We start from the raw sequence: 12,781 nt of genomic DNA, 5'->3' as shown, positions 1-12,781 counted from the left end.
ACGCAACACCGGTCCGCCGGTGCGGGTGGTGCCGTGTCGGCGCAGCACCACCCGACAAACGTCACGGGCGCGGGCCGTCGCACCACGGCCCGCGCCCGTTCGACGTCACACCGAGGCGCGCGCCCGCTCCACCACCGAGGCCAGGTCCAGCGAGTGCGGCAGCGTCCCGAACGCCGCCCCCCAGTCACCGCCCAGCCGCGAGGCGCAGAACGCGTCGGCCACCTCCGGGGGCGCCCAGCGCACCAGCAGCGATCCCTGCAGCACCAGCGCCATGCGCTCGACGAGCCGCCGCGCCCGCGCCTCGATGCCGTCCAGGTCGGCGAGCTCCGTCAGCAGATCCTTGATCGCCGCGTCCAGCCGGTGGTCCGCGCCCCGTGCCGTGCCGACCTCCTTCAGGAAGGCGTTCAGCGCCTGCGGCTCCCTCTGCAACGCGCGCAGCACGTCCAGGGCCTGGACGTTGCCCGAGCCCTCCCAGATCGAGTTGAGCGGCGACTCGCGCAGCAGCCGGGGCATGCCCGACTCCTCCACGTAGCCGTTGCCGCCCAGGCACTCCAGGGCCTCGGCCGCGACCGGAGTGCACCGCTTGGTCACCCAGTACTTGGCCGCGGGCACCGCGAGCCGCAGGAACGCCCGCTCCTCCTCGGTGTCCGCGTCGTACGCCGCGGCCAGCCGCAGTCCCAGCGTCGTCGCCGCCTCCGACTCGAGCGCCAGATCGGCCAGCACGTTGCGCATCAGCGGCTTGTCGACGAGCAGCCCGCCGAAGGCGCTGCGGTACGTCGCGTGGTGCACGGCCTGCGCCACTGCCTGCCGCATCAGGGCGGCAGAGCCGAGGACGCAGTCGAGCCGGGTCGCGGCCACCATCTCGATGATGGTGCGCACCCCGCGGCCCTCGTCGCCGACCCGCCTGCCCCACGTCCCGTCGAACTCCACCTCGCTGGACGCGTTGGACCGGTTGCCGAGCTTGTCCTTGAGCCGCTGGATCCTGAAGACGTTGCGCGTCCCGTCCTCCAGCACCCGGGGCACCAGGAAGCAGGTCAGCCCTCCCCCGGAGGTGCCCCCAGCCGCCTGCGCCAGGACCAGGAAACCGTCGCTCATCGGCGCGGAGCAGAACCACTTGTGACCGGTCAGCACGTACTCGCCGTCGGCGGCCAGCGGCTCGGCGCGCGTCGTGTTCGCGCGCACGTCGCTGCCGCCCTGCTTCTCGGTCATGCCCATCCCGAACAGCGAACCCGCCTTCTCGGCCGCCGGGCGCAGACCCTCCTCGTACACCGTCGACGTCAGCCGCGGCTCCCACACCGCGGCGAGCGCCGGATCCGTCCGCAGGGCGGGCACCGAGGCGTGCGTCATCGACAGGGGGCAGCCGTTCCCCGCCTCGGCCTGGGTCCACACCAGGAATCCGGCGGCCCGGCGCACGTGCCCGGCCGGCCGGTTCCAGGCGTTGACCAGGCCCGCCGAGACGGCGTGCCCGAGCAGCCGGTGCCAGGCCGGATGGAACTCGACCTCGTCGATCCGGTTCCCGTACCGGTCGTGGGTGCGCAGCTTCGGCGGGTTCTCGTTGGCCTGGGTCCCCCATTCCTGTGCCTGTGCCGAGCCCGCCGTCTGCCCGAGTGCGGACAGCTCCTCGCGCACCTCGTCCCGGAGCTCGGGGGCCACATGCCGGTCGACCGCTTCCGTGAGAGCACGGTCGGCGCTGTAGACGTCGTACCCCACCAGGGGCGGAGCCTGGTTGGTCACTGTGTGGGTGCTGTCTGCCATGCCGATACGGTAAGGAGGTGCAGGCAGCAAATGAAACACCCGAGCGGCCCCATGGGCGGCTCCACCGAGCCCGAGTCCTCTACCGCAACGTCTCCAAGCGAAAGATGGCATGGCTGCTGCTGAAGGACACCGTCAATTCCTGCATCGAGTACCGGATCCTGGGCCTGGCCGCCGAGGCGGCGTTCTTCACGCTGCTGTCGGTACCACCGCTGATGCTCGGCCTTCTGGGCCTGCTCGGCTACATCGACAACTGGACCAACACCACCACCGTCGCCTCGATCGAGGAGAACATCCTCACCGCCGTCGGCACCGTGCTCTCCGACCGGGGCGTCAACGACATCGCCAAACCCCTGCTGGAGGACGTCACGCACGGCGGCAGGCCCGACCTCATCTCCATCGGTTTCGCCATCGCCCTCTGGTCGGGGTCCCGCGCGGTCAACGTCTTCATCGACACCATCACCGTCATGTACGGGCTGGACGGGCACCGGGGCATCGTCGCGACGAGGCTCCTGGCGTTCCTGCTCTACATCATCGCCCTGCTGATCGGCGCGGTGGTGCTGCCTCTCGCCGTCGTCGGCCCGGACCGGGTGGTGGAGCTGATGCCGTGGGGCACCGAAGTGGTGGAGATCCTCTACTGGCCGGTGGTGATCCTTCTGTCGATCGCGTTCCTCACTACCCTGTACCACGTGTCCGTGCCCGTGCGGTCGCCCTGGGTGGAGGACGTGCCGGGAGCGCTCGTGGCGCTCGGGATGTGGGTGCTCGGCAGCTTCCTGCTCCGTATCTACCTGACCAGCACCGTCGAGGGCCCCACGATCTACGGCTCGCTCGCGGCGCCCATCGCCTTTCTGCTGTGGATAGGTGTCTCCGCCTTCGCCGTCCTCGTCGGCGCCGCCGTCAACGCCGCCATCGATCGCGTCTGGCCCTCGGTCGCCACGGCCGCGGCCCGCGCCGCCAACGAGCGCGCCCGCGCCGCGGAGGCGGCCGAGCTGCTCGCGCGGGCGAGGGCGGCCCATGCGTACGCGGACGACGAGGACGGGGACGAGGACGGCGGCGACATGCCGTCCGAGTTCCCCGAGCGCTGGTCGAGGTTCCTTCCGCCGGACGACGTGAAGTCCCGCCTGCACACCGGCAGGGACAGCGGCCGCGACAACGGCAGGGACCACACCCGCGACGACGGACAGGACGGCCACGCCTGACCGCCGGACCCGTCCTGTCCTCGGTCGTATGTACCGGGAACGGCCCTCACGCCTGGACGGCGCCGTCGTCTGGACCAGGACCGTGCACGGGCACGACGGCCCGGTGCATCCGGTGCTCCCCGAGATGCGGCGCTTGCGGCGGACTGCGCCGACCAGGCGCACCTGGGCCCTCTCTTTCGGATCTTGCCGGGCTCGCGTGCCCCGGCACGCACGCTCGCCGCGTTGTCGTCGGTCGCCATGGCTCCGCCATGTCTCCCTCCTCCGCCTTGCGATCGCACGCCCCGGAACCTGCTCACTGATCCGGCCTGATCCGAAAGAGAGGGCCTGGCCCGGGAGATGCGGGCCCTGGCCGGGACCACCCTCAGCTCCTACGCGGCGTCGGCGAAGAGGGAGACGCCCATGCCGTCCGGGTCGAGCACCACCGCGTAACGCTGCCCCCACACCGCGTCCCACGGCTCGAGGTGGCCCCGGTGGCCGGCGGACACCAGCTCGTCGTAGACGGCGTCGACCTCGGCCGGGCTGTCGCACCGGAAACAGAGCCCGATGCGATCGCCACCGGACGGGCGGGTCCAGCCGTGATCGAAGGAGCGGACGGTCTCCTCGGTGTCCCACAGCACCCGCAGCCCGCTGGGCAGGCTCGCCTCCACGTGCGGGGCAAGGTCCGCGTCGGCGGGGACGGTGAGGCCGAGGCGGCGGTAGAAGGCGAGGGAGGCGGCCATGTCGGAGACGACGAGGCCGATGGCGTCGAGTCGTGGAGTCATGTCGTCACCGTAGGGCGGCGGGGACACTGCGGTCTTGAACGAATCGGACGCCCGGTGGCTGCCGCTTCGAGGCCGAGGCTGGGGAGAGCGCCGAGTCGGCCGCCGGGACCCGAGGCCGAGGCGCATACGCGGCGCACGCCCGCGAGTTGGACGACGCCGAGACGGCGGTGTTCGTTTTCCGGGCGGCCGGCCCCGAGCCGACCGTCCGCTGAAGGGCGGCCCGGCGCGTACGGAGTGCCCCGCCGGGGCAGGGAATCGGCGACGCACGTGCCGATGACCGAGTGGAGGCGCAATGGCGTACGACGACGGATGGCAGTTCCTGGACGACCGCGGCCGCCTGGCCACCGCGCCGCGCACACCGGAGCGGATCACCGCCTACATACAGGCGGGGGCCACGCTGTACGACCACGGCTTACGGCCGGCGAGCGTCTTCGGCTCCGCCCACGACGGTGCCGACGCCGATCCGGCCAAGGCCGGAGCCCTGCCGACAGGGACCGCCGAGTACCTCGGCCCGGGCCCCGGACTGAGAGCCGACGACCTCCTGCGCTCCGCTCCGGACCTGGTGGTGGCGGTGGCGTACGGCTCCGACCACGTCTACGCGCTCGACCCCGACGCGGCCAAGCACCTCGAGGAGCGCGTTCCCCTCGTCGTCCTGGACGTCGGGCAGGGGCGCCTGCTCGACGGGACGCGGGAGCGGTTCGAAGCACTGGCCGCCTCGCTCGGCGCCGGCGAGGACGCGACGGCGGCGGCCGGACTGACCGGCGCGCGAACACGGTTGAGCGCCGCGGCGGCCCGGGCGCCCGAGGTCCGCGTCCTCGCCCTGTCACCCGCCGGCGACGACACCGTGCACCTGGCCCGGCCCACCGCGTGGCCCGACCTGCGGGCCCTGACCGGTCACGGGGTGCGCATGGCCGAGCCCGGCCCCGGTCCCGGCGTCAGCTGGTCCACCACCGACTGGACGGCGGTGGAGCGACTGGAGCCCGACGTCGTCCTGGTGGACGTGCGCGCCAATGCCGTGCCGATGCACCGCCTGGCCGGGCCCGGCGGCCGGTGGGCCGCCACGGCACGCTCCCGCGTCGTGCCGTGGAACCCCGAACTCCCCTGCAGCGCACGCGCCCACGCGGACTACTTCGCGGCGGTGGCGAAGGCGCTGGAGACCCGCTGACCCGCCCCCCGGCGCAACCGCCCGGACGCGCACGGCACTCTATGGGGTGTGACCTCCACCTTCCCGCAGCAGACGCAACTGCCCGTCACGCCGGGCCACATGATCGTGTGTGGCGACGACACGCTGGCGCACCGGCTCGCCGCCGAACTGCGCGAGGTCTACCGGGAACGGGTCACACTCGTCGTGCCCGCGGCGGGAGCGCCGAGAGGTTCCGAACCGTCGTCGCCGGGCAGGGCGAGGGCCTCCGCGCTGTTCGGGCGGGTGTCGGCCGCCATGACCCGCGCGGTCGCCCCGCCCGTCGCGCCCGGCGACACCCCGCCGCCCGACCTACCACGGGTCCTGGAGACCCCGCAGCTGGACGAGGACGTGCTGCTGGAGGCCGGGGTGGGCGACGCCGCGGCCCTCGCGCTCGTCCACGACGACGACGAGACCAACATCCGGGCCGCGCTCGCCGCCCGCCGCCTCAACCCGCGTCTGCGGCTGGTGATCCGCCTCTACAACCGCAAACTCGGCCAGCACCTCGAACAACTCCTCGACCAGGCCGCCGCGTTGGCCGACCCGGGGATCGACCCCGAGAAGCTGGACGCCTCCACGACCGTCCTGTCGGACGCGGACACCGCCGCACCGGCGCTGGCCGCGACCGCGATCGCCGGGACGAGCAAGGTGGTACGGGCCGACGGCCTGCTGCTGCGGGCCGTCGAACGCACGCCGCCCGCCCGGGGCGAGGTCGCCGACCCCGGGCTGTGCACCCTCGCGCTGCTGTCGTCGACCACCAACGACCCGGCGGGCGAGGAGGGTTCGGACCGCAGCGGCCAGGACGGTCCGCGGCTGCTCCCCGACGACCGGAGCGTCGCGGAGGCCACGGGGCGCGGCACCGTCGTCCTGGAGGCCATCTCGCACACCGCGCCCGGCCGCGCACCCGGGCCCTTCTCGGGCCGGGGCGCACCACTGGGACAACTCTTCTCGCGGCGGCTGCGCTGGTCCCTCGCCGGGCTCGGCGCGGCCGTCGTCGGCCTCGGCGTCGCCACGTGGCTCACCACCGGCGACCATCCGCTGCATGCGATGTACCTCATCCTGCTCGACCTGTTCGGCATGGGCGACCCCGCCCACGGAGCGGACCCCGACCGCCAGGTCCTCCAACTCCTCACCGGCTTCGCCGGACTGCTGCTCCTCCCGCTCACGGTCGCGGCGGCGCTCGAGGCCCTCGGCACGTTCCGTACCGCCTCCGCACTGCGCCGCCCGCCGCGCGGGCTGTCGGGACATGTGGTGCTGCTCGGCCTCGGGAAGATCGGCAGCAGGGTGCTGATGCAGCTCAGAGAGCTCGGCATCCCCGTGGTCTGCGTCGAGGAGGATCCCGAGGCGCGCGGCATCCCGCTGGTGCGGCGCCTGCGGGTGCCGACCGTGCTGGGCGACGTGACCCAGGAGGGCGTGCTGGAGGCTGCGAAGATCCATCGGGCGCACGCCCTGCTCGCCCTCACCAGCGTCGACACGACGAACCTCGAAGCCGCCCTGTACGCACGCTCCGCCAGACCCGATCTGCGGGTCGCCCTGCGGATCTACGACGACGAGTTCGCCGGCGCCGTCTACCGCAGCCTGCGCTCGGCCCACCCGGGCGCGCTCACCCGCAGCCGCAGCGTCTCCACCCTGGCCGCCCCGGCCTTCGCCGGAGCGATGATGGGGCGTCAGATCCTCGGGGCGATCCCGGTCGAGCGCAAGGTGCTGCTGTTCGCCGCCCTGGAGGTCGCCGGCCAGTCGCGGCTCGAAGGGATGACGGTGGCCGAGGCGTTCCGGCCGGGCCGCTGGCGCGTGATCGCGCTGGACGCCACGGCTCCCGGCGACCGGCGCGCCGATCTGGCCACCGCCCGCCGCTCGGGCGAGGACGGCGCCGCGGGACTCGTCTGGGACCTGCACCCCGGCTATGTGCTGCGCCCCGAGGACAGGGTGGTCGTGGCGGCGACCCGCCGGGGGCTCGCAGAACTGCTGGGCAGGAGGCACCGCACGACCGGCGGACAGCGGTGAACGAGGGGGCGGCCACGGCGCGCACGCGCCGTGGCCGCCCCGCCGTCGTACGGGCTCAGAAGCCGAAGACGACGCCGTCGGCTCCTTCCTTGAAGCAGCTGTTGGCGAAGGTGTGCGTGAAGGCGATCCGCCTGCCGTTCCACACGCCGTCCGCGGTGACCGTCACCGGGTCCCACTGCTTCGTGCACATGACGCCGCTGTCCGCGGCGACGACCGACTCGAACCGGGCTCCTTCGGCGCGCAGTTCGGCGCAGGCCTTGCCGGCGGCCGGGTGGGTGCCGCCTGCCCTGGGCGTGCAGGTGAGGGTGACCGCGCGCAGCACGCTGCCGTTCAGGGCGTCGTCGCCGGCGGTCACGGTGAGCACCAGCGCGGAGGGCGCGTACAGGCTCTGCGCGCCGGTCTGCGCCGCGCCGGCGCTGCCCGTGCCGGGCGCGACGGCGATCCCGAGCGCCGTGGTGGCGAGCACGAGACTCTTGGCGATGTACCGCATGTCGAACACTCCCTGGAGTGGTGGTTTCGGAAATCGGTTGGCGGTTCCGGAAATCGGACGGGGAAGCCGGAGCGGAGTCTTGCTCACCTCCGGCGAGATCGCTTGCGCCACGACCGGAACCGGTCACCCTTTGTGACCCGTCATGGGCAGGTTGTGACCACCGTTGCCGCACTGAGCAGCGGTTCAGTAGCGGACTGAAACGGCCGAAGAAAGACGTTCCCGGTCGTTGATCAAGAAAATTTAAGGTGAATCGATCTTTGAATCGTTGATTGAAAGGAGCAAGTGAGTTCACGCCTTCATCGTTCACCGTTGGACTGTTCCGGGGCGCCGGGGTTCACTGGGCAGGGGACCTGGGAGGTGCCATGGAACCGGTCGAAGCGCTGGACCGAGTCGCCTATCTGCTGGAGCGCACGCGCGCCGAGACCTACCGCGTACGGGCCTTCCGCACCGCCGCCGCGGCCCTCGCGGAGCTCGACCGCGACGAGATCGCCCGGCGGGCGGCGGCCGGGACGCTGGTCGGGATCAAGGGTGTCGGGCCGAAGACGGCCCAGGTCGTCGAGGAGGCGCTGACGGGCGGGACCCCCGCCTACCTGCGCCGCCTGGAGGAGGAGGCGGCCGCGCCGCTCGCCGACGGCGGCGCCGGGCTGCGCGCCGCACTGCGCGGCGACTGCCATTTGCACTCCGACTGGTCCGACGGCGGCAGCCCCATCGAGGAGATGGGCCGCGCAGCGGCGGAACTCGGCCACGAATGGGCCGTCCTCACCGACCACTCGCCGACCCTCAAGGTCGCGCGCGGACTGAGCGCCGAACGGCTGCTCGCCCAACTCGACCTGATCGAGCGCCTCAACGAGCAGTGGAAACCCTTCCGGCTGCTCACCGGCATCGAATGCGACATCCTCCCCGACGGCACGCTCGACCAGGATCCCGAACTCCTCGACCGCCTCCACCTCGTCGTCGCCTCCGTACACTCCAAACTCCGCATGGACGCCCCGGCCATGACCCGCCGCATGCTCCGCGCGATCGAGAACCCCCTCACCGACGTGCTCGGCCACTGCACCGGACGCCTCGTCACCGGCGGGCGCGGCACGCGGCCCGAGTCGCAGTTCGACGCCGACCGCGTCTTCGCCGCCTGCGCCGAGCACGGCACCGCCGTCGAGATCAACAGCCGCCCGGAACGACGCGATCCGCCCCTGCGGCTGCTACGCCGCGCCCTCGACGCCGGGGCCGTGTTCGCGATCGACACCGACGCCCACGCACCCGGCCAGCTGGACTGGCAGATCATCGGCTGCTCCCGCGCCGAGGAGTGCGGCGTGCCGCCGGAGCGGGTGATCAACACATGGACGGCGGACCAGCTGACGGAGTGGACCCGCACCCGCAGGCCACCGGACGGCGGCTGAGAGCGACCGTCGGCCGCGGGGCCCCGGCGCGCCGGGCCACGCTGATCGCCGAGGCGCGGCGAACCCCCGGCACCCCGAACGGCCCCGTCCGGGCACCGGCCGCCCGGCGCGGAAAATGCGTGGCGCGGCGATCCGCCCTCCCGTTAGGGTGAGTTCGTTGCTGCGCCGGCGGTCCTTCCGCCGCTGCTCCGAGCCGAGTACGACCAGGAGGTGTGACCGATGGCTGTCATGGCGACGGGCGCTGCCCGCATCCAGAAGACCATTTCTCCCACCTCCGTGGTCTCCGGCTGACCTCACCTTCCTCTGGCGCGCCATGCGCCTTGGCGCCGACGCGCGCCTGCCGGGGCCACCCTTGTGAAGGGTTCCCCTTGAATCTCTCTTCTGCCTCCGCCGCATCCGCACACCCCCTCGCCGCCTACGGCTGGGACGACGGATGGGCGCGGGAGTTCACTCCGTACGGAGAGCGCGGGCTGCTGCCCGGCCGCGTCGTACGCGTCGACCGCGGCCAGTGCGACGTGGTCACCCCCGTGGGCCCCGTCCGGGCCGACACCGAGTTCGTGACACCGCGCGATCCGATGCGCGTCGTGTGCACGGGCGACTGGGTCGCCGTCGACACGGACGGCGATCCCCGGTACGCGCGCCACGTGCTGGAGCGCCGTACCGCGCTCGTCCGGTCCACGTCGTCGGAGCGGTCCGAGGGACAGGTCCTCGCCGCCAACGTCGACCACGCCGTCATCTGCGTGTCGCTCGCCGTCGAGCTCGACCTCGGACGGATCGAGCGCTTCCTCGCGCTCGCGTGGGAGAGCGGTGCGCAGCCCCTCGTCGTCCTCACCAAGGCCGACCTGGTGCCCGACGTCACCACGCTGTCCTACCTCGTGCAGGACGTCGAGACCACGGCGCCGGGAGTGCAGGTGCTGCCCGTCAGCTCCACCACCGGGGAAGGCGTCGACGTGTTCCGCGCGATCGTCTCCGGCGGCACCAGCGTGCTGCTGGGCGTCTCCGGAGCCGGCAAGTCCACGCTCGCCAACGCCCTGCTCGGCGAGGACGTCATGGACGTGCGGGCCACACGTGACGTCGACGGCAAGGGCCGGCACACCACGACGACCCGCAACCTCCTCGTCCTGCCGGGCGGGGGAGTCCTCATCGACACCCCGGGCGTACGCGGGGTAGGGCTGTGGGACGCGGAGACCGGGGTCGGGCAGGTCTTCTCCGAGATCGAGGAGCTGGCGGAGCAGTGCCGGTTCCACGACTGCGCCCACGGCGCGGAGCCGGGCTGCGCGGTGCTCGCCGCGATCGAGAACGGCACGCTGCCGGAGCGCAGGCTCGACAGTTACCGCAAGCTGCTCCGCGAGAACCGGCGCATCGTGGCGAAGACGGACGCACGGCTGCGGGCCGAGATGCTGCGCGACTGGAAACTGAAGGGCGCTCAGGGCAAGGCGGCCATGGCCGCCAAGCGCGGCAACCTGCGCTGAGTCCCCACCGGTGCCGTGCTCCGGGCAAGCCCCCGGGGGCACGGCACCGGCGTCAGCCGCCCAGCACGACGGCCACCCACGCGCCCACGACCAGCAGGCAGCCGAACAGCTCCACCAGCATGCTGGTGCCGGCCGCGCGCATCGCCGACCGCGTCGACGCCTTCGCCTGGCCGTGGCCGCCCAGGCGCCGGCGCTCGCAGACGTAGATCCCGCCGATGAACCCCGGCACCGCCCCGACGACGGGCACCACCACGAAGCCCACCAGGGCCCCCACACCCGCGTAGAGGGCCGCCCGGCGGGTGATGGCCGCCCCCTTCAGCCTGCGCGGCGGCAGCAGCCAGACGACGACCTGGTTGATCAGCAGGACCACGGTCGCGCCCACCAGCAGCGCCCACGCGGGGCCCGACGCCTCGTGCATCGCCCACCACAGGACCGCGGCCCACACCAGCCACCGCCCGGGCACTCCCGGCAGCAGCACGCCCAGAAGACCCAGCAGCATCACACCGCCGACCATCAGCAGCTGCCACATGCCCATGCGACCACAGTGCAGGATCAGGGGCGTCCCCGCAGGTCGCGAGCCACCCACCCCTTCGCATAGGCATGCCATCCGAGCTGCAGGCGGGTGGTGACGCCGGTGAGTTCCATCAGGCCCTTGACCCGGCGCTGCACCGTCCGCAGCCCCACGTCGAGCTGCTTGGCCACGCTCGCGTCCGTCATCCCGGCAAGCAGCAGCGACAGGATCTCCAGATCCGTGGCATCCGGTCCCCCGGCGGCGGTCTCGGTCACCGAACAGTCCCCGGAGCCCAGCCGCAGCGGCACCGCGTCGCGCCACACCGCCTCGAACAGGCCCGTCAGCGACTCCAGCAGGCCGCTGGCGTGGACGACCAGCGCCGCCGGCTCCGCGCCGCGCCCGGTCAGCGGCACCATCGCGAGCGAACGGTCCGCGACCACGAGCTCGGTCGGCACCCGGTCCACCACCCGGACCCGCTCGTCGCGGCCGAGGGCGGCGGTCAGCTCCGTGATGCCGTCCGGCATCGTCAGCACCTCGCGTTCGACGACCACCCGGTACGCCACCCCGCGCGTCGCCGCCTTCTCCTCCGCCTCGTTGTCCATGCCGCTGACCGCGACCGGCCGTCCCGTGACCAGCGCGCAGACCTCCTCGGCCGCGCCCAGCTGCAACTGGACGAAACGGTGCGTGACAGCCCTCGCGCCCGTCACCACCTCCACCAGGTCGTGCACGGCGGGCTCTTGCGACTCCGCGCGGTACTCCTCCGCCAGCAGCGCCGCCGCCAGCTCCGCCTGCTCCAGCTCGTGCCGTTGCTGGGTCAGGAGCGCTCCGAGCGCGACGCCCGGCGGAGCCGCCACCCAGCGCCCGGTGCGAGCGGAGGACTGGGCCGCGAGGCCCTGCTGCTCCAGCCGCCGCAGCGTGCGCTCCGTCTCCGTCTCCGGCAGTGCGAGACGGTGTGCGAGATCGGTGATCTCCGCCGCTCCGAGCGCGACGAGCGCGCGGTAGGCCGTCTCCTGTCTCTCGTCGAGCCCTATCGCTCCCAGCACGATGCCCCTCCCCGGACGTGCACTTCCTCGCCTCCGTGGCGGAAAACGGCCACGGCGCAAACCCGCCGCGCCCATCATCCCCCGCGCTGTGGGGGACAGCGAACACGCCGCCGTGGCGGGCTCGTTCGGTCACATCGGCAACCTGCGACTGATGCGCGACGGGGAAGAGATAGGGCAGACTGGTTTTCCGTTCGGGGTCTTCGAGGTCCCGTCGGACGACGCGCTGTACGAACTGTCGCTCAACCAAGCGAAGATCGGGCAGCCCGCCGCGGTCCGGAAGCGCTCGACCCAGCTGCTGACGACCTGGAAGTTCCGCTCCCGCCTGGACGAGAGCGCGTACTCGCAAGGAATCCCGCTGCTCTTCCCGGGGTACCGCCTCCCGGAGGACGGCCTCAAGACGGTCGCGGCGAGCGACGACCTGCGCACCGCTCTGAGCGCCACGGGTCACGCGGGCTACGAGCCCGGTGAACCGACCGGCGCGAAGCTGTCGTACTCGTACGACAGCGGCGACACGTGGACCGAGGCGGCCACCGAGCGACGCCTCGTGGACGAAAACCGAACCGACGGACGCCAAGGGCAACTCCGTCACCCAGCTCGTGGTCGGCGCATACGCCGTGCGCCGACCGCGACGGTCCGCCGGGCGGCCTTCCCGTGGGGGGTTGGGCCGCCCGGCGGACCACCTTCACGGGTGGGAATCCCTGGATGGCCCGGTTTCACCCGCCTCTTGCGGTGGACAATAAGGGCATGAGCGAGCAGGGGGAGAGGCCGGGCAGGCCGACCGCCGAGGACGACTGGTGGAGCAGGCTCTACGACGACTCCGCGCCGGACACGGGCCCGGGCCCGACGCGCACGGACGACACGCTCGACACGCGCTTCGCCTCGGCGCCGGGCACGGTGTCCCGCCCCCGCGCCGGGCGGGACCGCCCTCCGGCCCCGCCGGGCGGCGGCGCCGGCGCGCCGACGCCGGACGGG

General features: G+C 72.9%; 11 protein-coding genes and 1 pseudogene. 7 read left to right on the top strand and 5 right to left on the bottom strand.

The annotated features are described in order from the left end of the window. Positions 1-105 precede the first annotated feature (105 nt). Positions 106-1,755 (bottom strand): acyl-CoA dehydrogenase family protein, encoded by a 1,650-nt coding sequence (locus HW130_RS23890; RefSeq protein ID WP_177151733.1) that lies wholly within the window; start codon positions 1,753-1,755, stop codon positions 106-108. Between the two features lie 17 nt (positions 1,756-1,772). Here HW130_RS23890 and HW130_RS23885 point away from each other — a divergent pair, with 17 nt between their 5' ends. Further along, on the top strand, positions 1,773-2,951 hold the full coding sequence (locus HW130_RS23885; RefSeq protein ID WP_177151732.1) for a YihY/virulence factor BrkB family protein: 1,179 nt from the start codon (positions 1,773-1,775) through the stop codon (positions 2,949-2,951). A 368-nt stretch (positions 2,952-3,319) separates the two neighbouring features. Here the strand turns inward: HW130_RS23885 and HW130_RS23880 are convergent, their stop codons facing one another. Further along, complete coding sequence (locus HW130_RS23880) at positions 3,320-3,712, bottom strand: VOC family protein (RefSeq protein ID WP_177151731.1); 393 nt, start codon at positions 3,710-3,712, stop codon at positions 3,320-3,322. A 292-nt stretch (positions 3,713-4,004) separates the two neighbouring features. Here HW130_RS23880 and HW130_RS23875 point away from each other — a divergent pair, with 292 nt between their 5' ends. Continuing rightward, positions 4,005-4,877 (top strand): ABC transporter substrate-binding protein, encoded by an 873-nt coding sequence (locus HW130_RS23875; protein ID WP_177151730.1) that lies wholly within the window; start codon positions 4,005-4,007, stop codon positions 4,875-4,877. A 99-nt stretch (positions 4,878-4,976) separates the two neighbouring features. Then, the gene (locus HW130_RS23870) at positions 4,977-6,896 is read left to right on the top strand and encodes an NAD(P)-binding protein (RefSeq protein WP_177151806.1); all 1,920 of its coding nucleotides are present in this window, start codon (positions 4,977-4,979) and stop codon (positions 6,894-6,896) included. 55 nt (positions 6,897-6,951) lie between these two features. Here the strand turns inward: HW130_RS23870 and HW130_RS23865 are convergent, their stop codons facing one another. Then, on the bottom strand, positions 6,952-7,386 hold the full coding sequence (locus HW130_RS23865) for a subtilase-type protease inhibitor (protein ID WP_177151729.1): 435 nt from the start codon (positions 7,384-7,386) through the stop codon (positions 6,952-6,954). Between the two features lie 362 nt (positions 7,387-7,748). On the opposite strand from HW130_RS23865, the gene HW130_RS23860 reads away from it, so the two are divergent. Further along, positions 7,749-8,783, top strand: coding sequence for a PHP domain-containing protein (locus HW130_RS23860; protein WP_177151728.1), 1,035 nt, complete (start codon positions 7,749-7,751; stop codon positions 8,781-8,783). Positions 8,784-9,151: 368 nt separating this feature from the next. Beyond that, on the top strand, positions 9,152-10,255 hold the full coding sequence (gene rsgA, locus HW130_RS23855; RefSeq protein WP_177151727.1) for a ribosome small subunit-dependent GTPase A: 1,104 nt from the start codon (positions 9,152-9,154) through the stop codon (positions 10,253-10,255). A gap of 52 nt (positions 10,256-10,307) precedes the next feature. On the opposite strand, the gene HW130_RS23850 is transcribed toward rsgA, so the two are convergent. Then, complete coding sequence (locus HW130_RS23850) at positions 10,308-10,790, bottom strand: DUF456 domain-containing protein (RefSeq protein ID WP_177151726.1); 483 nt, start codon at positions 10,788-10,790, stop codon at positions 10,308-10,310. 17 nt (positions 10,791-10,807) lie between these two features. Beyond that, complete coding sequence (locus HW130_RS23845) at positions 10,808-11,809, bottom strand: LuxR family transcriptional regulator (RefSeq protein WP_177151725.1); 1,002 nt, start codon at positions 11,807-11,809, stop codon at positions 10,808-10,810. Between the two features lie 88 nt (positions 11,810-11,897). On the opposite strand from HW130_RS23845, the gene HW130_RS23840 reads away from it, so the two are divergent. Both HW130_RS23840 and HW130_RS23835 read left to right on the top strand, forming a co-directional pair. Beyond that, positions 11,898-12,557: a hypothetical protein gene (locus tag HW130_RS23840; protein ID WP_177151724.1), complete on the top strand. Its 660-nt coding sequence runs from the start codon at positions 11,898-11,900 to the stop codon at positions 12,555-12,557. Further along, positions 12,554-12,781, top strand: a pseudogene (locus HW130_RS23835) (hypothetical protein); the annotation flags it as partial. The gene HW130_RS23840 and the pseudogene HW130_RS23835, both read left to right, overlap by 4 nt.

The sequence above is a fragment of the Streptomyces sp. PKU-EA00015 genome, assembly GCF_013387495.1.
In the GTDB taxonomy this organism is placed as follows: Bacteria; Actinomycetota; Actinomycetes; order Streptomycetales; family Streptomycetaceae; genus Streptomyces.
Note: the sequence above shows the minus strand (reverse complement) of the source record. Positions and strands in the feature narration are given on the sequence as shown.